18 protein-coding genes are annotated in these 22436 nt (G+C 72.1%); 2 read left to right on the plus strand and 16 right to left on the minus strand.

The genetic code is table 11. The annotated features are described in order from the left end of the window. Positions 1–42: 42 nt before the first annotated feature. The 5 genes from ilvC to ACZ56V_RS33930 form a co-directional block, all read right to left on the minus strand. A complete protein-coding gene (gene ilvC / locus ACZ56V_RS33910; protein ID WP_007444763.1) occupies positions 43–1041 on the minus strand; it encodes a ketol-acid reductoisomerase in 999 nt (332 codons plus the stop codon). Positions 1042–1159: 118 nt separating this feature from the next. Continuing rightward, positions 1160–1684 carry an acetolactate synthase small subunit gene (gene ilvN / locus ACZ56V_RS33915; protein WP_052838449.1) on the minus strand — a complete coding sequence of 175 codons (525 nt, stop codon included), beginning with the start codon at positions 1682–1684 and terminating at the stop codon, positions 1160–1162. A gap of 21 nt (positions 1685–1705) precedes the next feature. Further along, the gene (locus tag ACZ56V_RS33920; RefSeq protein WP_398914713.1) at positions 1706–3547 is read right to left on the minus strand and encodes an acetolactate synthase large subunit; all 1842 of its coding nucleotides are present in this window, start codon (positions 3545–3547) and stop codon (positions 1706–1708) included. A 237-nt stretch (positions 3548–3784) separates the two neighbouring features. Further along, on the minus strand, positions 3785–6880 hold the full coding sequence (locus ACZ56V_RS33925) for a putative bifunctional diguanylate cyclase/phosphodiesterase (protein ID WP_467383549.1): 3096 nt from the start codon (positions 6878–6880) through the stop codon (positions 3785–3787). Between the two features lie 401 nt (positions 6881–7281). Further along, the gene (locus tag ACZ56V_RS33930; protein WP_356367515.1) at positions 7282–8223 is read right to left on the minus strand and encodes a 2-hydroxyacid dehydrogenase; all 942 of its coding nucleotides are present in this window, start codon (positions 8221–8223) and stop codon (positions 7282–7284) included. Between the two features lie 74 nt (positions 8224–8297). Between ACZ56V_RS33930 and ACZ56V_RS33935 the strand changes: the two genes are divergently transcribed. Next, positions 8298–9296, plus strand: a complete 999-nt coding sequence (locus tag ACZ56V_RS33935) for an aldo/keto reductase (protein ID WP_104633362.1) — start codon at positions 8298–8300, stop codon at positions 9294–9296. 99 nt (positions 9297–9395) lie between these two features. Then, a complete protein-coding gene (locus ACZ56V_RS33940) occupies positions 9396–10604 on the plus strand; it encodes a PQQ-dependent sugar dehydrogenase (RefSeq protein ID WP_398914708.1) in 1209 nt (402 codons plus the stop codon). A gap of 102 nt (positions 10605–10706) precedes the next feature. Here ACZ56V_RS33940 and ACZ56V_RS33945 read toward each other — a convergent pair whose 3' ends face one another. The 11 genes from ACZ56V_RS33945 to ACZ56V_RS33995 all read right to left on the minus strand — a co-directional run bounded on the left by ACZ56V_RS33945 (position 10707) and on the right by ACZ56V_RS33995 (position 22419). Next, the gene (locus tag ACZ56V_RS33945) at positions 10707–10916 is read right to left on the minus strand and encodes a DUF6191 domain-containing protein (protein WP_398917967.1); all 210 of its coding nucleotides are present in this window, start codon (positions 10914–10916) and stop codon (positions 10707–10709) included. A 37-nt stretch (positions 10917–10953) separates the two neighbouring features. Then, positions 10954–14055: a helix-turn-helix transcriptional regulator gene (locus tag ACZ56V_RS33950; protein WP_468947451.1), complete on the minus strand. Its 3102-nt coding sequence runs from the start codon at positions 14053–14055 to the stop codon at positions 10954–10956. A gap of 104 nt (positions 14056–14159) precedes the next feature. Then, complete coding sequence (locus ACZ56V_RS33955) at positions 14160–14345, minus strand: hypothetical protein (RefSeq protein WP_356367506.1); 186 nt, start codon at positions 14343–14345, stop codon at positions 14160–14162. 195 nt (positions 14346–14540) lie between these two features. Then, a complete protein-coding gene (locus ACZ56V_RS33960; protein ID WP_398917971.1) occupies positions 14541–15140 on the minus strand; it encodes a hypothetical protein in 600 nt (199 codons plus the stop codon). Between the two features lie 35 nt (positions 15141–15175). Further along, positions 15176–15757: a GNAT family N-acetyltransferase gene (locus ACZ56V_RS33965; RefSeq protein ID WP_104633356.1), complete on the minus strand. Its 582-nt coding sequence runs from the start codon at positions 15755–15757 to the stop codon at positions 15176–15178. Continuing rightward, positions 15735–17981, minus strand: a complete 2247-nt coding sequence (locus ACZ56V_RS33970) for an MMPL family transporter (RefSeq protein ID WP_468947454.1) — start codon at positions 17979–17981, stop codon at positions 15735–15737. The genes ACZ56V_RS33965 and ACZ56V_RS33970 overlap by 23 nt, the downstream gene beginning before the upstream one ends. A gap of 241 nt (positions 17982–18222) precedes the next feature. Further along, positions 18223–19737, minus strand: a complete 1515-nt coding sequence (gene gatB / locus ACZ56V_RS33975) for an Asp-tRNA(Asn)/Glu-tRNA(Gln) amidotransferase subunit GatB (protein WP_468947456.1) — start codon at positions 19735–19737, stop codon at positions 18223–18225. 15 nt (positions 19738–19752) lie between these two features. Then, a complete protein-coding gene (locus ACZ56V_RS33980; RefSeq protein ID WP_104633353.1) occupies positions 19753–19992 on the minus strand; it encodes a hypothetical protein in 240 nt (79 codons plus the stop codon). Then, positions 19989–21482, minus strand: coding sequence for an Asp-tRNA(Asn)/Glu-tRNA(Gln) amidotransferase subunit GatA (gene gatA / locus ACZ56V_RS33985; RefSeq protein WP_468947458.1), 1494 nt, complete (start codon positions 21480–21482; stop codon positions 19989–19991). Before gatA ends, ACZ56V_RS33980 begins: the two co-directional genes overlap by 4 nt. 3 nt (positions 21483–21485) lie before the next feature. Next, positions 21486–21782 carry an Asp-tRNA(Asn)/Glu-tRNA(Gln) amidotransferase subunit GatC gene (gatC, locus tag ACZ56V_RS33990; protein ID WP_003973500.1) on the minus strand — a complete coding sequence of 99 codons (297 nt, stop codon included), beginning with the start codon at positions 21780–21782 and terminating at the stop codon, positions 21486–21488. Positions 21783–21900: 118 nt separating this feature from the next. Beyond that, a complete protein-coding gene (locus ACZ56V_RS33995; RefSeq protein ID WP_468947461.1) occupies positions 21901–22419 on the minus strand; it encodes a cupin domain-containing protein in 519 nt (172 codons plus the stop codon). Between the last annotated feature and the right edge of the window lie 17 nt (positions 22420–22436).

A 22436-nucleotide genomic window follows, 5' to 3' on the forward strand; every position in this document is an offset into this window, starting at 1 on the left:
CGGGGATGCCCGGCCTGCCGGGCATCCCCGCGGGGACAAGACCTACGCCTCTTCGTCGACCCAGCTCATGAGCTTGCGCAGCTCCTTGCCGGTGGTCTCCAGCAGGTGCTCGGAGTCCTGCTTCTTGTACTCGTTGTACTTCTTCAGACCGCCGTGGTACTCGTCCATCCAGTTCTTGGCGAAGGTGCCGTCCTGGATCTCGGCGAGGACCTTCTTCATCTCGGCCTTGGTGGCGTCGGTGATGATCCGCGGGCCGGTGACGTAGTCGCCCCACTCGGCGGTCTCGGAGATCGACCAGCGCATCTTCTCCAGGCCGCCCTCGTACATGAGGTCCACGATCAGCTTCAGCTCGTGCAGGCACTCGAAGTAGGCGATCTCCGGCTGGTAACCGGCCTCGGTCAGCGTCTCGAAGCCCGCCTTCACCAGCGCCGCGGTGCCACCGCACAGGACGGCCTGCTCGCCGAAGAGGTCGGTCTCGGTCTCCTCGGTGAAGGTCGTCTTGATGACGCCGGCGCGGGTGCCGCCGATACCCTTCGCGTACGACAGGGCCAGCGCGAAGCCGTTGCCCGTGGCGTCCTGCTCGACGGCGGCGATGCAGGGGACGCCGCGGCCCTCCTCGTACTGACGGCGCACCAGGTGACCCGGACCCTTCGGGGCGACCATGCAGACGTCCACGCCGGCCGGGGGCTTGATGAAGCCGTAGCGGATGTTCAGGCCGTGACCGAAGAACAGCGCGTCGCCGTCCTTCAGGTTGTCCTTGATGTCCTTCTCGTAGACCTCGGCCTGGATCGGGTCCGGGACGAGGATCATGATGACGTCGGCCTCGGCGGCGGCCTCGGACGGGCTCACCACGCGCAGGCCCTGCTCCTCGGCCTTGGCCTTGGACTTGGAGCCCTCGTGCAGGCCGACGCGCACGTCGACACCGGAGTCGCGCAGCGACAGGGCGTGGGCGTGGCCCTGGCTGCCGTACCCGATGACCGCGACCTTGCGGCCCTGGATGATGGACAGGTCGGCGTCGGCGTCGTAGAACAGCTCGGCCACTGGGTTCTCTCCTTGTGTGCAGGTGTTGCGTCCCACCGTATGCCGGTAGGGGGAAGGGAAGTTTCGGGGTCTCGGAATACGGGCGGCCGACGGTGTCCGCGACCGCCCGTTTCCGTCGTTATGCGGACCGGTCGAGTGCGCGCAGCGAGCGGTCCGTGATCGAACGGGCGCCGCGGCCGATGGCGATCGTGCCGGACTGGACGAGTTCCTTGATGCCGTACGGTTCCAGCATCCTGAGCATCGCGGACAGCTTGTCGCCGCTGCCGGTGGCCTCGATGGTGACGGCCTCCGGGGAGACGTCGACGGTCTTGGCGCGGAACAACTGGACGATCTCGACGATCTGGGAGCGCGTCTCGTTGTCGGAGCGCACCTTCACCAGAACGAGTTCGCGCTGGACAGCCTGGGTGGGCTCCAGCTCGACGATCTTGAGCACGTTCACCAGCTTGTTGAGCTGCTTGGTCACCTGCTCCAGCGGGAAGTCCTCGACGCTCACCACGATGGTGATGCGGGAGATGTCGGGGTGCTCGGTGACACCGACGGCGAGCGAGTCGATGTTGAAGCCGCGGCGGGAGAAGAGGGCGGTGATCCGCGCCAGGACGCCGGGGGTGTTCTCCACCAGGACGGAGAGCGTGTGCTTGGACATGGTCTCTTCGGTCTCTCTCGCTCAGTCGTCTTCGTTGTCGCCGAAGTCGGGGCGGACGTCCCGGGCGGCCATGATCTCGTCGTTGGAGGTGCCGGCGGCGACCATCGGCCAGACCATCGCGTCCTCGTGGACGATGAAGTCGACGACGACCGGGCGGTCGTTGATGGAGTTGGCCTCCTCGATCACCTTGTCGAGGTCGGCGGGGTCCTCGCAGCGGATGGCGTAGCAGCCCATGGCCTCCGACAGCTTCACGAAGTCGGGGACCCGGGTGCCGCGGGCCTCCGGGTTGACGTCGTCCGGGCCGGAGTGCAGCACCGTGTTGGAGTACCGCTGGTTGTAGAACAGGGTCTGCCACTGGCGGACCATCCCGAGGGCGCCGTTGTTGATGACGGCGACCTTGATCGGGATGTTGTTCAGGGCGCAGGTGGTCAGTTCCTGGTTGGTCATCTGGAAGCAGCCGTCGCCGTCGATCGCCCAGACGGTGCGGTCGGGCATGCCGGCCTGCGCGCCCATGGCGGCCGGGACCGCGTAGCCCATCGTCCCCGCGCCGCCGGAGTTCAGCCAGGTGGCGGGCTTCTCGTACTGGACGAAGTGCGCGGCCCACATCTGGTGCTGGCCGACGCCGGCCGCGAAGATCGTGCCCTCGGGTGCCAGCTGCCCGATGCGCTCGATGACCTGCTGCGGGGAGAGCGAGCCGTCCTCGGGCTGGTCGTAGCCGAGGGGGTAGGTGTCGCGCCAGCGGGCCAGGTCTTTCCACCAGGCGGTGTAGTCGCCCCGGTTGCCCTCGTCGTGCTCCTTCTGGACCGCCTGCACGAGGTCGGCGATGACCTCGCGGGCGTCGCCGACGATCGGGACGTCGGCGGCGCGGTTCTTGCCGATCTCGGCCGGGTCGATGTCGGCGTGGACGATCTTGGCGTACGGGGCGAAGCCGTCCAGCTTGCCGGTGACGCGGTCGTCGAAGCGGGCTCCGAGGGCGACGATCAGGTCGGCCTTCTGCAGCGCGGTGACGGCGGTGACCGCACCGTGCATGCCCGGCATTCCCACGTGCAGCGGGTGGCTGTCGGGAAACGCGCCGAGCGCCATCAGGGTGGTGGTGACGGGCGCTCCGGTGAGTTCGGCGAGGACCTTCAGCTCGGCGGTGGCCCGGGCCTTGAGCACGCCGCCGCCGACGTAGAGCACGGGGCGCTTCGCCGCGGAGATCAGCTTGGCCGCCTCGCGGATCTGCTTGGCGTGCGGCTTGGTGACAGGACGGTAGCCGGGCAGGTCCATGACCGGCGGCCAGGAGAAGGTGGTCTTCTTCTGGAGGATGTCCTTGGGGATGTCCACCAGCACGGGGCCGGGGCGGCCGGTGGACGCGATGTGGAACGCCTGCGCGATCACCCGGGGGATGTCCTCGGCCTTGGTGACCAGGAAGCTGTGCTTGGTGATCGGCATGGTGATGCCGACGATGTCCGCCTCCTGGAAGGCGTCCGTGCCGATCGCGGAGGAGACCACCTGCCCGGTGATCGCGACCAGGGGCACGGAGTCCAGGTTGGCGTCGGCGATCGGGGTGACCAGGTTGGTGGCGCCGGGCCCCGAGGTCGCCATGCAGACGCCCACCTTGCCGGTGGCCTGCGCGTAGCCGGTGGCGGCGTGGCCGGCGCCCTGCTCGTGACGGACCAGGACGTGACGCACCTTGGTGGAGTCCATCAGCGGGTCGTAGGCCGGGAGGATCGTGCCCCCGGGGATGCCGAATACGGTGTCGGCGCCGACCTCCTCGAGAGAGCGAATGAGGGACTGCGCACCCGTGACGTGCTCGGGGGCGGACTGTCCTCCGGATCGGGGCCGGGGCTGCGGGTGTGCCCCGGTGGCCTGCTCGGTCATCGGCATTCTCTTCTCGATGCTGAGGGTTTTTGCGAGGTTCGTGCGGTCTGTGGCTGCTGCCGGGCAGGTGCCTGTGCAACAAAAAACCCCTCGTGCCATAAGGCAAGCGAGGGGAGCGCGCCGGGTGTGGGGGAGTCCGAGTCGGTCCGGACGTCACCAGCTTCAGCCGACGCGCTTTCCAAGTACGAGAATTCGGGTGCGCATGGCACTGACCTTCCCTCCGGCGCGCACTCACTGTCAAGTGGGTGGGACGGGAGTCTCATTATGTGAGCGGAGGGCCGTGCCGCCGCTCAGGACGGCCGGCAGCCCGGAGACACCGCCGACGACCTGGCCGGGGGCGGGGCCGCCGACACCCTTGGTGTACACCCCGGCGCCGCCGCCCGCGAAGGCCGGTTCGGCCGGTCCGTGCGGCACCGGGTAGTGGCCGTTGCCGAGCGCTCTGCGCAGCCGGTACTCGTCCAGGGCCCCGGAGAACGCCATGCCCTGTCCGTGCGTACAGCCCATCGCGCGCAGGGCGACGATCTGCTCGGGCAGGTCGACGCCGTCGGCGACGGACTTCAGCCCGAGGTCGGTGGCGATGCGCAGCAGACCGCTGGTGATCTTGTGCAGTCGCGCGGACTCCACGACGCCCTCGACCAGGCCCCGGTCGAGCTTGAGGACGTCCACGGGCAGCCGCCGCAGCGCGGTGATCGCCGCGTAGCCGCTGCCGAAGCCGTCCAGGGCGATCCGGACACCGACCCGGCGCAGGGCGTTGAGCCGGCGGTCCAGCTCGTCGAGGCCGACCCGTGGGTCGATGTCCGACAGCTCGATCACAAGAGAGCCGGGCGGCAGTCCGTGCCGGGTCAGCAGGGCCTCCACGGAGCCCAGCGGCATGGAGCGGTCCAGCAGGCGGCGGGCGCCGATGCGTATGGCCACGGTCACGGACAGCCCGGTCGCCGCGCGTTCGGCGGCCTGCTCCACGGCCTCGCGGAGCACCCAGCGGTCGAGTTCGGCGGTTCTGTCGCCTTCCTCGGTCACCCGCAGGAACTCGGCGGGGGTGAACAGCACACCCTGCGAGGAGCGCCATCGGGGCTGGGCGCAGACCGAGGTGATCCGGCCGTCGGTGAGGGAGACCACCGGCTGGTGCAGCAGGGCGAACTCCCCGTCGTGCAGCGCGGCGCGCAGCCGGGTGGCCAGCTCGGCCTTGCGTACGACGTCCTGCTGCATCTGCGGCCGGTACAGCTCGACGCGACCCTTGCCGCCCGCCTTGGCCCGGTACATGGCGAGGTCGGCGTTGCGCAGCAACTCGCCCGCGCCCAGCCCCGGTTCGGCGAAGGCGACGCCGATGGAGGCGTTGACCCGGACCTCGTTGCCGTCGATGAGGTAGGGCTGGGAGAGCGTGAGCCTGAGCCGGTCGGCCAGCTCCCGGATGTGGCCCTCGCGGGCGGCCCGGTCCCGGGCGCCGTCCCCGACGATCAGGGCGGCGAACTCGTCGCCGCCGAGTCTGGAGGCGGTGTCCCCCTTGCGGACGGCGTCGTGGAGTCTGCGGGCAGCCTGGACGAGCAGCTCGTCCCCGGCCTGGTGCCCGATGGTGTCGTTGACGCCCTTGAAGCCGTCGAGGTCGATGAAGAGCACCGCCGTGCCGCGCAGGGCGGCGCCCCGGTCGGAGGCGCGGCGGCCGGAGAGGGCCTGCTGGACGCGCCGGGTGAACAGGGCGCGGTTGGGCAGGTCGGTGAGCGGGTCGTGCTCGGCGTTGTGCTGGAGCTGCGCCTGGAGGCGCACCCGCTCGGTGACGTCCCGGCTGTTGAAGATGAGGCCGCCGTGGTGCCGGTTGACGGTCGACTCGACGTTGAGCCAGCCGCCCTCTCCGGAGCGGAAGCGGCACTCGATGCGCGTGGTGGGTTCCTCGACCGGGCTGGCGGCCAGGAACCGGCGTACCTCGTGCACCACGCAGCCGAGGTCCTCGGGGTGGATGAGCCCGGCCAGCTCGGTGCCCACCAGGTCCTCCGCGGGCCGTCCGTAGACCCCGGCGGCGGCCGGGGAGACGTAGCGGAGGATGCCGTTCGGTGCGGCGATCATGATGACGTCGCTCGAACCCTGGACCAGGGAGCGGAAGTGGTTCTCCTTCTGGGCCAGTTCCTGGGTGAGGACGATGTTGTCGAGCAGCATGATGCCCTGCCGGACGACGAGCGCCAGCACGACGGTGCCGCCGGTCAGCAGCACCACGCGGTCGACGCTGCGGCCGTTGAGCACGTTGTAGAGGATGCCCAGGGTGCAGACGGCGGCCGCGAGGTACGGCGTGAGCGCGGCCAGGGACCCGGCGATGGGCCGGGCGGCCGGATAGCGGCCCCGTTCGCCGCCCTGTCCCGGCCCGGGCAGGGCGGAGGGCGTGGCGGAGGCGGACGGTACGACGGCGGGTGTGGGCTGGTGGCCGGCGCCGCGCTGTCCGGGGACGTGCTCGCGCACCACGCGGGTGTGCCCGCCGGTCCCCCGCTCGTCCGGCGCCGACCGCCCGCGCCGGGACGCGGCCCAGGGGGCGTACGCGAGCAGCAAGGAGCCGGCGAACCAGCCCGCGTCGAGGAGCTGTCCTGAGCGGTAGCTGTTGTGCAGCAGCGGCGAGGTGAACAGGGCGTCGCACATCACCGTCAGGGCCAGCGCGCCGATGGCGGTGTTGACGGCGGACCTGCAGACCGGCGACCGCCTGAAGTGCAGCGCCAGCACCATGCTGACGAGAGCGATGTCGAGCAGCGGGTACGCCACCGAGAGGGCGGAGTGCGCGACGCTGGACCCGCCCTCGGCCTTCGCCGCCTGGGCGAGCGCCAGGCTCCAGGCCAGGGTGAGCAGCGAACCGCCGATCAGCCAGGCGTCCAGGCCCAGGCAGATCCAGCCGGCCTTGGTCACCGGCCGCTTGGCCAGCACCAGCAGTCCCACGATGGCGGGCGGGGCGAAGCACAGGAAGAACAGGTCCGCGTAGCTGGGGCTGGGCACCGGCACCCGCAGCACGACCTCGTACCACCCCCAGACCAGGTTGCCCAGGGACGCCATCGCCGAGGAGAGGGCGAAGAGCAGCCAGGCGGGTCGAAAACGGACTCGGCGTCCGCGGGCGTAGAGGAAGCAGGAGACGGCGGCGGCCGCCGCGGCGGCGCTCAGCCCGAAGTCGCCCATGATCTTGGCGACGTACTGCGAGCCCCAGCCGAGCGCGGCTCCGACGGCGTAGGCCGCGCAGACCAGGGCGAGCACGAGCTGACGGACGAGGGGCGGTGCGCCGGCGGCCGGCGGCCGGGCCGGCAGCGGCCCGGCCGGGGCCGGGCCGCGCAGCGCTCCGTCCAGCGTGGGCACGGGGGGCGGACTCACCGCGGCCTCCCGGTCCGCACCGCTCCCGCGTCCCGCGCACACCGGTGGGCCGGCCGGTCCTGCCTGTTGCGGTCGCCCGGCCGCCGCGGGTGGGGGCAGCGCTGTGCGGGCCGGCCGCCGTGGAGGCCGTGCCGTCCCGGCCGGTGGGCGGTCGTGCGCCAGGGTCGCCGGCGGCGGCTCCGCCGCGTCGGATCGTTGGTCCATAGGCCGTGCATCGCCCGTCGCCCCCCTCACAGTCTGAGATGTCCATCCCCGGCGCCGTACGGTGCGCGGCGCATCCCCTGTCGGACGATACACCAGTCTCGTCACTCAGGGACATAGGTTCTCTACGCTCCGTGACGACCAGCGGATATGCACGCACCCACCGCATCCGGGGGGTCGCGGAGGGTGCCCGAAACCGATTACGCGCCCGTCGTAAGGATCACGTTGCGCAGCGGCTCCCGGTTCACGAACCGGTTCAACTGACCCACCAGCAGCCGCTTGGCGCGCGGCAGGAAGGCGGAGGTCGGACCGCCCGCGTGCGGGCTGACGACTATGCCGGGAGCATGCCACAGGGGGTGGCCCGGCGGCAGCGGTTCGGGGTCGGTCACGTCGAGGGCTGCGGTGAGGCGCCCGCTCTCCAGTTCGGCGAGCAACGCCTTCGTGTCCACGACCGGTCCGCGCGCCACGTTGACGAGCAGGGCACCGTCCTTCATCCGGGCCAGGAACTCGGCGTCGACCAGTCCCCGGGTGGCCTCGGTGAGCGGTGTGGACAGGATGACGACGTCGGCCCGCGGGAGCAGGGCGGGGAGTTCGGTGAGCGGGTGCACGGGGCCGCGCTCCGTGGTGCGGGCGGAGCGCGCGACGCGCACCACCGGCGCGACCTCGAACGGCACGAGCCGGTCCTCGATCGCGGCGCCGATCGACCCGTACCCGACGATGAGGACCGTCCGGTCCGCGAGCGCGGGCCGGAACCCGCCGAGCCACTCGCCGCGGTCCTGCGCCCGCACGAAGTCCGGGATGCCGCGCAGCGACGCCAGGATCAGGGCCAGGGTCAGCTCCGCGGTGCTGGCCTCGTGCACGCCGCGCGCGTTGCACAGCCGTACGCCCGCGGGCAGGTGCTTCAGACCGGGCTCGACGTGGTCGATGCCCGCCGAGAGGGTCTGGACGACCTGGACGGAGCGCATCTCGGGCAGCGGGCGTACGCCGATCCCGCTGGGCTTCATGTAGGGGACGACGTAGAACGCACAGTCGGCCGGGTCGGCGGGATACGTCTCCTCGCCGTCCCAGTGTCGGTAGGCCGGGCCCTCGGGGAGGCCCTCGATCTCGTCCGGCGGGATGGGCAGCCACACGTCAGCAGTCATGGTCAGGAGGCTATGTCAGGGGGCGGAGAGGCAAAGGTTAGGTTGGGTGGTCCGACAAGGGAGGGTCACGACCGGTGGAGCGCAGGACGATCGGCGCGACGGCACTCGCGGTGGGGGCCGTCGGACTGGGGTGCATGCCGATGAACTGGGCGTACAGCGCCTCGCGGCAGCGGGGCGACGAGTCGCTCAGGGCGGTGCACCGGGCCCTCGACCTCGGGTCCTCCCTGCTGGACACGGCGGACATGTACGGCCCGTTCACCAACGAGCTGCTGCTGGGCCGGGTGTTGAAGGAGCGGCGGTCCGAGGCCTTCGTGTCGACCAAGGTCGGTCTGCTGGTGGGGGAACAGCACATCGTGGCCAACGGCCGCCCCGGCTATGTGAGACGTGCCTGCGACGCGTCCCTGCGGCGGCTCCAGACGGACGTCATCGACCTGTACCAACTGCACCGCGCCGACCCCGAGATACCCGTCGAGGAGACCTGGGGCGCGATGGCGGAGCTGGTGCGGGCCGGGAAGGTGCGGGCGCTCGGCCTGTGCGCGGTCGGCGCGCGGTCGGCCCGGCGGCCGGGGGCGCGGCTGCACGACGCGACGATCCGCCAACTGGAGCGGGTGCAGCAGGTCTTCCCGGTGAGCGCGGTCGAGGCCGAGCTGTCGGTGTGGTCGCCGGAGGCGCTGCGGACCCTGCTGCCGTGGTGCGTCTCGCGCGGCGTCGGCTTCCTGGCCGCGATGCCGCTGGGCAACGGTTATCTGACCGGCACGCTGACGCCCGGCCAGGGCTTCGAGCCGGAGGACCTGCGGGCCCGGCACCCCCGCTTCACCGCCGAGATGATGGCCGCCAACCAGCCGATCGTGGCCGCGCTGCGCCGGATCGCGGCCCGGCACGGCGACGGGGTCACCGCGGCGCAGGTGGCGCTGGCCTGGGTGCTGGCGCAGGGGCGGCACGTGGTGCCGGTGCCGGGCACCAAGCAGGAGCGCTGGGTGACGCAGAACGCGGGGGCGGCCCGGCTGCGGCTGACCGAGCGGGACCTGGCGGAGGTGCGGGCGCTGCCGCCGGCGCAGGGTTCCTGGGAGTGACGCGCGCGGTCGCCCCTGCCGGCCGCCGCCGGACCCGGTCACGGCCCTGTCCCGGGTTCGGGATTCGCCGATCGGGAACTTGGACGGCCCGTGCGGTGTATGACAAGGAGAACCCGCCGCGTCGAAGGGACCAAGATCGTGCAACGTCGAGCCGTGCCGGCCGTGCTGGCCGCCGCTCTCCTGCTGACGGCCGGCTGCTCCTCCGACTCCTCCGGCGGCGCGGACCCGTCCGGAGCGGACGGCAGCTCCTCCCCGGCCAGTACGGCGGCGCCGTCCTCGTCCGCCGGGTCGCCCGCCGAGAAGACAGCCCCCGCGAAGGGCTCGGTCAAGGTGCTCCGTACGGTCGCCACGGGGCTGGACAGCCCCTGGGGCCTGGCCCCGCTGCCGGGCGGCGACCTGCTGGTCTCCTCCCGCGACGAGGCCACGATCACGCGGGTCGACACCGAGTCGGGCAAGAAGACCGAGCTGGGCGAGGTGCCGGGGGTGTCCCCGTCCGGCGAGGGCGGCCTCCTGGGCATCGCGCTCTCCCCCGGCTTCGCCTCCGACCACCTGGTCTACGCGTACTTCACCTCGGCCTCGGACAACCGCGTCGTGCGCATGCTGTACGACGAGAGGAAGCCGGCCGGCGAGCAGCTGGGCGCCCCGGACACCGTCTTCCGGGGCATCCCGAAGGGCGTGATCCACAACGGCGGCCGGATCGCGTTCGGCCCCGACAAGATGCTCTACGCGGGCACGGGCGAGAGCGGCGACACGGGCCTGTCGCAGGACAAGAAGTCCCTCGGCGGCAAGATCCTGCGAATGACCCCGGACGGCGAACCGGCGCCCGGCAATCCCTTCCCCGACTCCCCCGTGTACTCGTACGGCCACCGGAACGTGCAGGGGCTGGCCTGGGACGGCAGGCAGCGGCTGTTCGCCTCGGAGTTCGGCCAGGACACCTGGGACGAGCTGAACGCGATCAAGCCGGGTGACAACTACGGCTGGCCCGAGGCCGAGGGCAAGGGCGGCGGCTCCGGGTTCCACGACCCCGTCGCGCAGTGGAGGACCGACGACGCCTCCCCCAGCGGCATCGCCTACGCCGAGGGCTCCGTGTGGATGGCGGGGCTGCGCGGTGAGCGGCTGTGGCGGATCCCGCTGAAGGGGACGGAGGCCGCGGCCGACCCGCAGGCCTTCCTGGAGGGCGAGTACGGCCGACTGCGCACGGTGGCCCCGGCGGGCGGCGACAAGCTGTGGCTGGTGACCAGCAACACGGACGGCCGCGGCGACCCGAAGGGCGACGACGACCGGATCCTGGAGCTGCGGGTGAAGTAGGGCCTGTCGTTCGGATCATGCCGGTGTCGCGGGGCTCGGCTGGGCTGAAAGCGCAGTAACTCTCAGCCGACCTGATCCGAACGACAGGCCCTAGGCGACCGGTTACTCGTCCTCCGGAGACGGGGTCCCCGGGTCCTCCGCCTCCTCGTCGGAACGCGGCCGGTGGACGACGACCTTGCCCGACGTGAGGTCTATGGGGCCGTGACCGGGGTCGCCGTCCCCGACGTCCTCGCGGGTCAGTTCGAGGCGGTTCTGCTCGTCCTGGGTGTGTTTGCGGCCGGGGGAGAACAGTTCCTCGAATGCGTTGAACATCGTGCCTCCGTCGGTCGGCGTCCTTACAGCGTAAGCCTCACTCCGCGGAACGGGACGGGAGCGGTTCGGCGGGGAACAGCGCCAGCCGGTGGGCCACCGCCGCCGCCTCGCCCCGGCCGGAGACGCCGAGCTTGGCCAGGATGTTGGAGACGTGGACGCTGGCCGTCTTGGGGGAGATGAAGAGTTCCTCCGCTATCTGCCGGTTGGTGCGGCCGTCGGAGACCAGCCGCAGGACGTCGCGCTCCCGGCCGGTCAGGCCGAGGGCCTCGACGGGTCCGGCGGTCGGGGACGCGGGGCCCGGTGCGGCGGCGCGGCCGAGGGTGAGGCGGGCGCGCCGGCCGAGCTCGGCCACGGCGTCGGCCAGCGGACGGGCGCCGAGGTGGTCGGCGACGGTGCCGGCCAGGCGCAGCAGCTCCGTGGCCCGGGCACGCTCGTCCTCGCCGCCGGTCGCCAGGAGGGCGCCGGCCAGCCGGTGCCGGACGCGGGCGAGGTCGTAGGGCCGCTCCAGGCATTCGAAGGCGGTGACCGCCTCCGACCAGAGCCGCGGGGTGTCCCGGCCCCGGGCGCGGTGGAGTTCGGCGCGCACCCACCGCTCGTGGGCGACCCAGACCGGGGCGCCCGTCGTCAGGTGCTTCGCGGCCCCGGCGAGGCGTTCGAGGATGTCGTCGCGGCCCGCTTCGGCCTCCGGCAGGGTGCGTGCGTCGGCCTCCGCCGCGGCGGCGGACAGCAGCAGGGGCCAGCCGTAGCGCTGGGTGCCGGGCGGGAAGCCCGTGTCCAGGACGCGGGCGAGTTCGGCGCGGGCGTCCTGGAGGCGGCCGTCGGCCGCGGCGACGCCGACGGTGAGGGCCGCCAGCGGCAGGCGGTACTGCGGCATGGGGTCGTGGGAGCCGTAGGCGGCGCGTGCCTCGGCGAGCAGCCGGGCGGCCTCGGCCCGCTCGCCGCGGGCGAGGGCGACGGTGACGCGCTTGAGTGCGGCGCCACCGCGCGGTGCGGGGCTGCGGCCCGGTGCTCCGGCCCGGTCCGCCGCTTCCAGGGCCTCGTCCCAGCGGCCCAGGGAGATCAGCGACTCGGCGAGGTTGCCCCAGACCCAGGCCTCGGACTCCAGCAGGCCCGTACGCCGGGTCAGTTCGATGCCCTCGCGCAGGATGCCGAGCGCGTCCCGCGAGCGGCCGACGCTCTCCAGGGCCGAGGGCAGGTTGACATGGCTGCGGGCCACCACGACGGACCGGTCCCTGGCCACCACCAGATCCCTGACCTGGAACATCTCGGCGAGTCCGGCGTCGATCTGCCCCGCGTCCACCATCAGGCCGCCCAGGGTGAGCCGGGCGTTGAGCTCGATCTCGTCGGCGCCCACCATGCGCGCGTACTCGACGGCCCGTTCGGCTGCCGTCATGGCGTCGGGGCCCGGGCAGTGGAGCATCGACCAGTTGGCGGACATGGCCAGCACCTCGGCGTGCACCTGGGAGGGCGGCAGGCCGCGCACCAGCTCCTGGGCGATGCCCAGTTCCCGCCAGCCGTCGCCGCGGCCCTGGGCCTGGACCAGCAGGGAGCGCTGGGTCCAGAACCAGGCGGCCCGCTGCGGGTCCCGGCCGCCCGCTCCCGCGCCGCCGCCGGTGTCCTGTTCGTCCAGCAGGCGCAGCGCCCGCTTGGTGATCTTCATGGCGCGCTCGCGCTCGCCGCACAGCCGCCCGGCGACGGCCGCCTCGGCCATCAGGTCCAGGTAGCGCAGGGGTGTGGTGGCGGGGTCGCAGCCGCAGGGCGGATAGACCTCGGTGTAGTCCACGGGGCGCAGGGTGGCGCGTACGTCGTCGGGGACGGAGTCCCACAGCTCCATCGCGCGCTCGAGCAGCCGCAGCTGCTCGGAGTAGGCGTGCCGGCGGCGGGCCTCGACGGAGGCGTCCAGGACGGCGGGCAGGGCCTTGGCCGGGGCGTGGGCGTGGTACCAGTAGCTGGCCAGGCGCATCACGCGCTCGGCGGCGGGCACCAGCGTGGGATCGGCGTCCAGCGCCTCCGCGTAGCGCCGGTTGAGGCGGGAGCGTTCGCCGGGGAGCAGGTCGTCGCCGACGGCCTCGCGGACCAGGGAGTGGCGGAAGCGGTAGCCGTCGCCGTCGGGCGCGGGGAGCAGGATGTTGGCGTTCACCGCGGAGCGCAGCGCCTCGATGAGGTCGTCCTCGGCGAGCCGGGCGACGGCGGCGAGCAGCCGGTACTCGACGGTGGAGCCGCCCTCGGCGACGATCCGGGCGACCCGCTGGGCGCTCTCGGGCAGGGCTTCGACGCGGACCAGGAGCAGGTCGCGCAGGGAGTCGGTGAGGCCGGTGCAGCTGCCCTCGTGGGCGGCGACGGCGAGTTCCTCGACGAAGAAGGCGTTGCCGTCGGAGCGTTCGAAGATCGCGTCGACCTGGAGCGGGTCGGGCTCCTGGGCGAGGATCCCGGCGATCTGGCGGCCCACCTCGTCGCGGGTGAAGCGGCCGAGTTCGAGGCGGCGGACGGTGCGCAGCCGGTCCAGCTCGGCGAGCAGGGGGCGCAGCGGGTGGCGGCGGTGGATGTCGTCGGAGCGGTAGGTGGCCAGGACGACGAGGCGGCCGGTGCGCAGGGTGCGGAAGAGGTAGGCGATGAGGTGGCGGGTGGAGGCGTCGGCCCAGTGCAGGTCCTCCAGGACGAGGACGACGGTGTGGTGGGCGGCGACGCGCTCCAGCAGGCGGGCGGTGAGTTCGAAGAGCCGGGCCATGCTCTCCTCGTCGTGCCGGCCGGTGCCGGGTCCGGCGGCGGCGCCCTCGCCCAGTTCGGGCAGCAGCCGGGCCAGCTCCTCCTCCTGCCCGGCGGCCGCGGCAGCCAGCTCCTCGGGCAGTTGGCGGCGCAGGGCGCGCAGCGCGGTGGAGAAGGGCGCGAAGGGCAGCCCGTCGGCGCCGATCTCCACGCAGCCGCCCAGCGCGACGACGGCGCCCCGCCGGTCCGCCGATGCGGCGAACTCCTCGACGAGGCGGGTCTTGCCGACGCCGGCCTCGCCGCCGAGCAGCAGGGCCTGCGGCTCTCCCCCGGCGGCGGACGCGCGGGCGAGCGCCTCGTTCAACGTGTCCAGTTCGCCGGTGCGGCCGACGAACACGGGACTGACGGACCTGGTCTCCACGGACCCGAGCATCGCACGCGGGTACGACAGCGGGTCACCGGTTTTCGGCAGGCGGACGGCGGCCGGAACGACGGCGGGGAGGGAGGCCGTGCGGCCTCCCTCCCCGGCTCCCCCGTTCACGCGGCCCGGGCGAACCGGTGCCGGCGCTGTCGCGGCGTATGGCTCTCCGCCTCGGCGGCGCCGTGGCGGGCCGCCCGGCGGGCGGCGCGCCGGGCCCGGACCGCCTCGCGGGCCAGCCGGGCCTCGTCGGCGCGGCGGATCAGCTCGGCGGAGCGGTACCGCTGGATCTCGTACTCGTACATGGTGTGCCCCTCGGTTCCTCTTCGGTTTCGGCTTCGCTCGTTTGCGATGCCTCAACCTTCGTCTCCCAGGGGGGTGGGCCGCATCGGGTAAGTTCCGCATCTTCGGCGCCGCGGGGGGCCTTAGACATGCGTGAGGGGTCTTAGGACGCGCGCCACAGGCGTGCGACGGCCCTAAGACCCCTCAGAGGTGCCTGGTCAGCCGGCGGAGGGCAGCCCCAGCAGGACGTCCGTGTATTTCAGGACGGCCAGGAGCAGGCCGATGACGCCGAGGGCGACGCCCGCCCAGGCGACCGACTTGATCCACGGGGCCTGCGGGCGGCCGGGCGCGCCGAACGCGGGGCGGGCCAGCACGACGACGCCGACGATCAGCGCGACCAGGGCGAAGATGCCGCCCCACATCGCGGTGGCCTGCCAGGCGTTGCCGTAGCCCTTCTCGATCAGCGTGCCGACGTTCGACGACGAGGAGGTCTGCAGCTGGCCCATCAGCGACTCGCGCGCGGAGGCCACGGTGCCGACCCAGCTGCCGGTCAGGGAGACGATGCCGAGGCCGGCGGAGACGACGGCGCCCGCGCCCTGGCCGACGCCGGTGGGGCCCGCCCCGGTCCCTTCGGTGCCGTCCGTGTCCTCGTCCGTCGCCGCGTCGGCGCCCTCCGGGGTGTCGGTCCCGGCCGCCTCAGGGGCCTCGGCCGCCTTGGTGACCTCGGTGGACCCGGCGGCGTCGGTCGCCTCGGTCGTCTCGTCCGTCTTGTGCTCGTCGGTCTTCACGCCGGTCTCGTCCACTGTCTTCGTTCCCATGCCTCGCACCGTACGGACGCTGTCTGAGAGGTCCCTTAATGATCCTTGTGAGCGGCACGCGCGCGTGCCTCGCGTGCCGCACGCCACTCGGGTGCGAGCACCGCCCACACCTCCATGTCCTGGCGCGTGCCCCGGTGGGGGAAGCTTTCGCGCAGCACGCCCTCTCGCATCATGCCGAGTCGCCGCGCGGCGTTGACACTCGGGGTGTTCGCCGAGGAGGCGTACCACTCCACGCGGTGCATGCCGCGCTCGTCGAAAGCCCAGTCGATCAGCACGCGGGCGCCGCGGGTGACCAGGCCGCGGCCCGTTGCCGCGGGCTCCAGCCAGCAGCCGATCTCGCAGACGCCGGTCGCGGCGTCGAAGACCCGGTAGAGCAGGCCGCCGACCAGCGTGCCGTCCAGCCACAGCCCGTGCAGGAAGCCGCTGTCGGCGGCGTGCCGGTCGGCGTAGGCCTGGAGCACCTCGCGCGCCGAGTCGACGTCGGTGGCCTTCGCCCCGAACGGGATGTGCTCGGTGATGAAGTCCCGGCCGCGGTCCAGGTGGGCCAGGAACTCCTCGGCGTGCCAGGTCTCCAGGGGGCGCAGTTCGGCTCCGTCACCCAGTGGTATCGCGTACATCCCGCTGTCGTTCCTCCTCCGCGAGGACGTCCGCCACCTCGGCGTCCGTCGCCGCGGCCAGCCTCTCATGGGCGGCCCGGCACTCGGGCGGCTCGATGCTGATGCGGGGCAGGAGGGCGTCCAGGCGGCGCGGCAGCCACCAGTTGGCGCGGCCGAGCAGGTGCATCAGGGCGGGCACCAGGAGGGTGCGCAGCACGAAGGCGTCCAGGGCGACGGCGGCGGCGAGCGCGATGCCGAACATGGCGATCACCCGGTCGCCGCTGAGGACGAAGGCGAGGAAGACCGAGATCATGATGACGGCGGCGGAGTTGATCACGCGGCCGGTCTCGGCGAGTCCGACCCGGACGGAGCGGCGGTTGTCGCCGGTCTCCAGCCACTCCTCGTACATCCGGCTGACGAGGAAGACCTGGTAGTCCATGGAGAGCCCGAAGAGCACCGAGACCATGATCACGGGCAGGAAGGGTTCGATCGGCCCGGCGCTGCCGAGGCCGAGCAGTTCGCTCCCCCAGCCCCACTGGAAGATCGCCACCACCACGCCGAAGGCGGCGGCCACCGCGGCCACGTTCATGGCGGCGGCCTTGAGGGGGATGCCGACGGAGCGGAAGGCCAGCAGGAGCAGCAGGCAGCCGAGCCCGATGACGACGCCGACGAAGAGGGGCAGTTTGCCGATGATGACGTCGGCGAAGTCGTCGTAGCCGGCCGTCACACCGCCCACGTGCACGTCGAGCGCGGTGCCGGCCTCGGCGCGCGGCAGCACCTCGTCGCGCAGCCGTTCGACCAGGTCGCTGGTCTGCTGCGACTGCGGCGCCGACTCGGGTACGACGGTGAGGTACGCCGCGTCGCCGCCGGAGTTGTACATCACCGGTGTCACCGAGGAGACGCCCTCGGTGGTGCGCAGGGTGGCGTCGAGGTTGTCCAGGGCGAGGCGGTCCTCGGCGCCGCGGACCTCGGTGACCAGGGTGAGCGGACCGTTGACGCCGGGGCCGAAGCCGTCGGCGAGGAGGTCGTAGGCCTGGCGGGTGGTGGTGCCCTTGGGGTCGTTGCCCTGGTCGGAGGTGCCGAGGCGCAGGCCGAGGGTGGGCAGGGCGACGACGGTGATGACGACGAGGGCGAGCACGCCGAGCAGTTTCGGGTGGCGCTCGACGAAGGCCGACCAGCGGGCGGCGAACCCGGTCGGCACCTCGGGCTCGGGACCGTGCTCGGCGAGCCGGCGCCGCTCGCGCCGGCTCAGGGCGCGCGGGCCGATGTACGACAGCAGGGCCGGCAGCAGCGTCACGGAGGCCGCGACGGTGAGGAGCACGGTCAGCGAGGCGGCGAGGGCGACGCCGTTGAGGAAGCTGAGCCGGAGGATCAGCATCCCCAGCAGGGCGATGCACACGGTGGCGCCCGCGAAGACGACGGCTCGTCCGGTGGTCGCCACGGCGTCGGCGGCGGCCTCCGCGACCGACAGCCCCCGTTTCAGTCCGCGCCGGTGCCGGGTGACGATGAACAGGGCGTAGTCGATGCCCACGCCGAGTCCGATGAGGGTGCCCAGCATGGGCGCGAAGTCCGCGACGGTCATGGCGTGGCCGAGGAGCGTGATGCCGGCGTAGGCGGTGCCGACGGAGACCAGCGCGGTGGCGATGGGCAGCAGCGCCGCGGCGACGGAGCCGAAGGCGAGGAACAGGACGACCGCGGCCACGGCCACGCCGACGGCCTCGGCGAGATGGCTGCCGCCGGACTCGGTGAGCGCTATGGCGCTGCCGCCCAGTTCGATCCGGAGTCCGTCGGTCTGGGCCGACTCGGCGGTGTCGACCACGGCCCGCGCCTGGCCCGCGTCGATGTCCTGGGAGGGGGCCTCGAAAGTGACGGTGGCGTACGCGGTGTCGGCGTTCTCGCTGATGAGAGGCGAGTCGGGGTCGTGGTACGGGTTGGTGACCGCGGCCACTCCGGGCAGGTCCGCGATGCGGTCCAGGGTGCGGGTCATGGCCTGTTCGACGTCGGCGGCGCGGACGGTGCCGGTCGTGGTGTGCCAGACGATCGTGTCGCTGTCGCCGCCGAGGTCGGGGAAGCGGGATTCGAGCAGCCGGGAGGCGCGGTCGGAGCCGGTGCCGGGGATCCCGTAGTCGTTGGAGTACGCGGAGCCGGTGACCGTGGCGGCCGCGGCCACGCCGCCGAGGGCGAGCAGCCAGAGCAGGACGGATACCAGGCGACGTCGAACACACCAGCGTGCGAGGGCTGCCACGTACGTGCTCCCGGGGGTGTCTGATTATGGATCTTTGACCGGGAACACCCGGAAAGCCGGGAACACCGGGAACAGACGTCCACGGTGTGAATCGCCCGCAAAGAACGCATGAGCAATGCGGAATCACTCTTGCAGGCAGAAGTGATCCTTTGCGGACTTAGTGTCCTTATTCACAACAACGGCCCTGGGGGGACACGCCGCGGTCGGCGTGTCCCCCCAGGGCTCGTGGTGTGACCGGATGTCAGCCCTCGGTGACGCCCAGCTTCTCCAGGATCAGCTCCTTGACGCGGGCCGCGTCCGCCTGGCCCCGGGTCGCCTTCATGACCGCGCCGACCAGGGCGCCGGCCGCGGCCACCTTGCCGCCGCGGATCTTGTCCGCGACGCCCGGGTTGCCGGCGATGGCCTCGTCGACGGCGGCGGTCAGCGCGCCCTCGTCGGAGACGACCTTCAGGCCGCGCTGCTCGACGACCTCGTCCGGCGTGCCCTCACCGGCGAGGACGCCCAGGATGACCTGGCGGGCCAGCTTGTCGTTCAGCTCGCCCTTCGTGACCAGTTCGGCGACGCGGGCGACCTGGACCGGCGTGATCGCCAGCTCGTCGAGCGTCTTGCCCGACTCGTTGGCGCTGCGGGCCAGCTCGCCCATCCACCATTTGCGGGCGGAGGCCGCGTCGGCCCCGGCGTCGATGGTGGCGACGATCGGGTCGAGCGCTCCGGCGTTGAGGATGGACTGCATGTCGTTGCCGGAGATGCCCCACTCCTCGCGGAGCCGGTTGCGGCGCACCAGCGGCAGCTCGGGCAGCTGCGTCCGGAGATCCTCGACCCACTCGCGGGACGGGGCCACGGGCACCAGGTCGGGCTCCGGGAAGTACCGGTAGTCCTCCGCCTCCTCCTTCACGCGGCCCGAGGTGGTGGACCCCGTGTCCTCGTGGAAGTGGCGGGTCTCCTGGATGATCGTGCCGCCGCCGCCCAGCACGGCGGCGTGCCGCTGGATCTCGAAGCGGGCGGCACGCTCGACGGAGCGCAGCGAGTTGACGTTCTTGGTCTCGCTGCGGGTGCCGAACTTCTCCCGGCCGTGCGGGCGCAGCGACAGGTTGACGTCGCAGCGCATCTGGCCCATCTCCATGCGGGCCTCGGACACGCCGAGGGCACGGATGAGTTCGCGCAGCTCGCGGACGTAGGCCCGCGCGACCTCCGGCGCCCGCTCGCCCGCGCCCTCGATCGGCTTGGTGACGATCTCGATGAGCGGGATGCCGGCGCGGTTGTAGTCGAGGAGGGAGTGCGAGGCGCCGTGGATACGGCCCGTCGCGCCGCCGACGTGCAGCGACTTGCCGGTGTCCTCCTCCATGTGGGCGCGCTCGATCTGGACGCGGAAGGTCTCCCCGTCCTCCAGCTGCACGTCGAGGTAGCCGTCGAAGGCGATCGGCTCGTCGTACTGGGAGGTCTGGAAGTTCTTCGGCATGTCCGGATAGAAGTAGTTCTTCCGGGCGAAGCGGCACCACTCGGCGATCTCGCAGTTCAGCGCGAGACCGATCTTGATCGCCGACTCCACGCCGGTCGCGTTGACGACCGGAAGCGCGCCGGGCATGCCGAGGCAGACGGGGCAGGTCTGGGTGTTCGGGTCGGCACCCAGTGCGGTCGAACAGCCGCAGAACATCTTGGTGTGGGTGCCGAGTTCGACATGGACCTCGAGGCCCATGACGGGGTCGTACGACGCGAGTGCGTCCTCGTACGACACCAGGTCGGTCGTGGTGGTCACGGTGAAACTTCCCTCTCAGCCCAGCAGGACGTCGTCGTCGCCCAGGCGCTTCAGCTCGCGGTAGAGGATGGCGAGGTTGGTGACGACGGCGGCGCCGGTGACGACGGCGTCGAGCAGCCGCAGCGTGTCACTCTCGCCACGCGCCTTCTTGATCTGCTTGTAGACCCCCACGGCGCCGAACGCCGAGGTGGCCATCGAGACGTACAGACCGGACTTGGACTTCTTGAAGCCCTTGGCCTTGGACAGTGCGTTCACAGCGACGGTGCCTCCTCGATCAGCGGGTGGCCCCACTTTTCCACGAAGGCGGCCTCGACGGCGGCGCCGACCTTGTAGAGCCGGTCGTCCTTCATGGCGGGGGCGATGATCTGCAGACCCACCGGCAGGTTGTCCTCGGGCGCGAGGCCGCAGGGCAGCGACATGGCCGCATTGCCCGCCAGGTTGGTCGGGATGGTGCACAGGTCGGCCAGGTACATCGCCATCGGGTCGTCGGCGCGCTCGCCGATCGCGAAGGCGGTGGTCGGGGTCGTCGGGGAGACGATCACGTCGACCTGCTCGAAGGCCCGCTCGAACTCCTGCTTGATGAGGGTGCGGACCTTCTGGGCGCTGCCGTAGTAGGCGTCGTAGTACCCGCTCGACAGGGCGTACGTGCCGAGCATGATGCGGCGCTTGACCTCGGGGCCGAAGCCGGCCTCGCGGGTCAGGGAGGTGACCTCCTCGGCGGAGTGCGTGCCGTCGTCGCGGACGCGCGCGCCGTAGCGCAGGCCGTCGAAGCGGGCGAGGTTGGACGAGCACTCGGAGGGCGCGATCAGGTAGTAGGCGGAGAGCGCGAGGTCGAAGGACGGGCAGTCCAGCTCGACGATCTCGGCGCCCAGCGACTTCAGCAGTTCGACGGACTCGTCGAAGCGCTGGACGACACCGGCCTGGTAGCCCTCGCCGCGGAACTGCTTGACGACGCCGACGCGCATGCCGTCCACGCTGCCGTTGCGGGCCGCCTCGACGACGGCGGGGACCGGGGCGTCGATGGAGGTGGAGTCCATCGGGTCGTGCCCGGCGATCACCTCGTGCAGCAGGGCCGCGTCCAGGACCGTGCGGGCGCAGGGGCCGCCCTGGTCGAGGGAGGAGGAGAAGGCCACCATGCCGTAGCGGGAGACGCCGCCGTACGTCGGCTTGACGCCGACCGTGCCGGTGACGGACGCGGGCTGGCGGATGGAGCCGCCGGTGTCGGTGCCGATGGCGAGCGGCGCCTGGAAGGCGGCGAGCGCGGCGGAGGAACCGCCGCCGGAGCCGCCGGGGATCTTGGTGAGGTCCCAGGGGTTGCCGGTCGGGCCGTAGGCGCTGTTCTCGGTGGAGGACCCCATGGCGAACTCGTCCATGTTGGTCTTGCCGAGGATGACGACGTCGGCGGCCTTGAGCCGCTTGGTGACCGTCGCGTCGTACGGCGGGATCCAGCCCTCGAGGATCTTCGAGCCGACGGTGGTGGGGATGCCCTCGGTGGTGAAGATGTCCTTGAGCGCGAGCGGGACACCGGCCAGCGGGCCGAGCTTCTCGCCGCGCTCGCGCTTCTCGTCGACGGCGCGGGCCTGGGCCAGCGCGCCCTCGCGGTCCACGTGCAGGAAGGCGTGCACCTTCTCGTCGACGGCCTCGATGCGGGCCAGGTGGGCCTCGGTGACCTGGACGGCGGTCAGCTCGCCGGAGGCGATCTTCGCGGCGATCTCGGCCGCGGTGAGCTTGATGATGTCGCTCATGGCTTACTCCTCCCCCAGGATCTGCGGCACCTTGAAACGCTGCTGCTCCTGGGCCGGGGCGCCGGAGAGCGCCTGCTCGGGCGTGAGCGACGGACGGACCTCGTCCGGCCGCATGACGTTCGTCAGCGGGAGCGGGTGCGAGGTCGGCGGTACGTCTTGGTCGGCGACCTCGCTGACGCGGGCGACCGCGCCGATGATGTCGTCCAGCTGTCCCGCGAAGTGCTCGAGCTCTTCGGGCTTCAGCTCCAGACGCGCCAGCCGGGCGAGGTGGGCGACCTCCTCGCGCGTGATGCCAGGCATGCAGCGTTCCTCTGGGTGAGTGTGTGGTCGGGGCACACCGGCCGGGGCGAGCTGCTCGTCCCGGTCGATTCGGCCCAATGGGTTTGGCCCAATCCTATGGGGCCGGGCCCCGTGGCCGTTAAACGGTTTCCCCCGGGGCGGCCGCGCGGCGCCGCGCGTCCCAGGCGGTGCTGCGCAGGAAGTGGTTGTCGTAGAGCTCCTGGACCTCCAGCAGGCTCTCCCGGGTGGCCTCGCCGAGGGCGATGCGCTGGAGGTGGCGGAAGTACTCGAAGCGCTCGACGCCCGGGGTGAGGACGATGAGCAGGTCGGCGTCGGAGCCCGGCACGGCGGCGAAGGCGTGCGGCTTGCCGGGCGGGACGACGACGAGGTCGCCGGGGCCCGCGGTGAGGACCTCGTCGCCGGAGAGGACGTCGGCGGCGCCGTCGAGCAGGAAGAACATCTCGGCGGAGTCGTCGTGCCAGTGCGGTGCCGCGCCGTCGGCGCCCTCGGTGAGGGTGACGCGCTGGGTGGACAGGGCGCCGCCGGTGGCGCTGCTGTCGGCCAGCAGGCGCACGGTGGTGGGCGCGCGGCCGACGACTTCGGCCTCGGCCTCCCGGACGACCACGGACTCGTCGAACTTCGGAACGAACAGCGACATTCTCGAACCCCCTGAGA

The sequence above is a fragment of the Streptomyces sp. NPDC034099 genome (assembly GCF_055575415.1).

What these genes read in the sequence shown, in the direction of transcription:
- ACZ56V_RS33995 (WP_468947461.1), bottom strand. Translation starts at nt 22,419, where the DNA reads ATGTCGCTGTTCGTTCCGAAGTTCGACGAGTCCGTGGTCGTCCGGGAG.
- gatC (WP_003973500.1), bottom strand. Translation starts at nt 21,782, where the DNA reads ATGCCTGGCATCACGCGCGAGGAGGTCGCCCACCTCGCCCGGCTGGCG.
- ACZ56V_RS33950 (WP_468947451.1), bottom strand. Translation starts at nt 14,055, where the DNA reads ATGCTCGGGTCCGTGGAGACCAGGTCCGTCAGTCCCGTGTTCGTCGGC.
- ilvN (WP_052838449.1), bottom strand. Translation starts at nt 1,684, where the DNA reads ATGTCCAAGCACACGCTCTCCGTCCTGGTGGAGAACACCCCCGGCGTC.
- ACZ56V_RS33930 (WP_356367515.1), bottom strand. Translation starts at nt 8,223, where the DNA reads ATGACTGCTGACGTGTGGCTGCCCATCCCGCCGGACGAGATCGAGGGC.
- ACZ56V_RS33920 (WP_398914713.1), bottom strand. Translation starts at nt 3,547, where the DNA reads ATGACCGAGCAGGCCACCGGGGCACACCCGCAGCCCCGGCCCCGATCC.
- ACZ56V_RS33965 (WP_104633356.1), bottom strand. Translation starts at nt 15,757, where the DNA reads ATGTACGCGATACCACTGGGTGACGGAGCCGAACTGCGCCCCCTGGAG.
- gatA (WP_468947458.1), bottom strand. Translation starts at nt 21,482, where the DNA reads ATGAGCGACATCATCAAGCTCACCGCGGCCGAGATCGCCGCGAAGATC.
- ACZ56V_RS33960 (WP_398917971.1), bottom strand. Translation starts at nt 15,140, where the DNA reads ATGGGAACGAAGACAGTGGACGAGACCGGCGTGAAGACCGACGAGCAC.
- ACZ56V_RS33945 (WP_398917967.1), bottom strand. Translation starts at nt 10,916, where the DNA reads ATGTTCAACGCATTCGAGGAACTGTTCTCCCCCGGCCGCAAACACACC.
- ACZ56V_RS33940 (WP_398914708.1), top strand. Translation starts at nt 9,396, where the DNA reads ATGACAAGGAGAACCCGCCGCGTCGAAGGGACCAAGATCGTGCAACGT.
- ACZ56V_RS33955 (WP_356367506.1), bottom strand. Translation starts at nt 14,345, where the DNA reads ATGTACGAGTACGAGATCCAGCGGTACCGCTCCGCCGAGCTGATCCGC.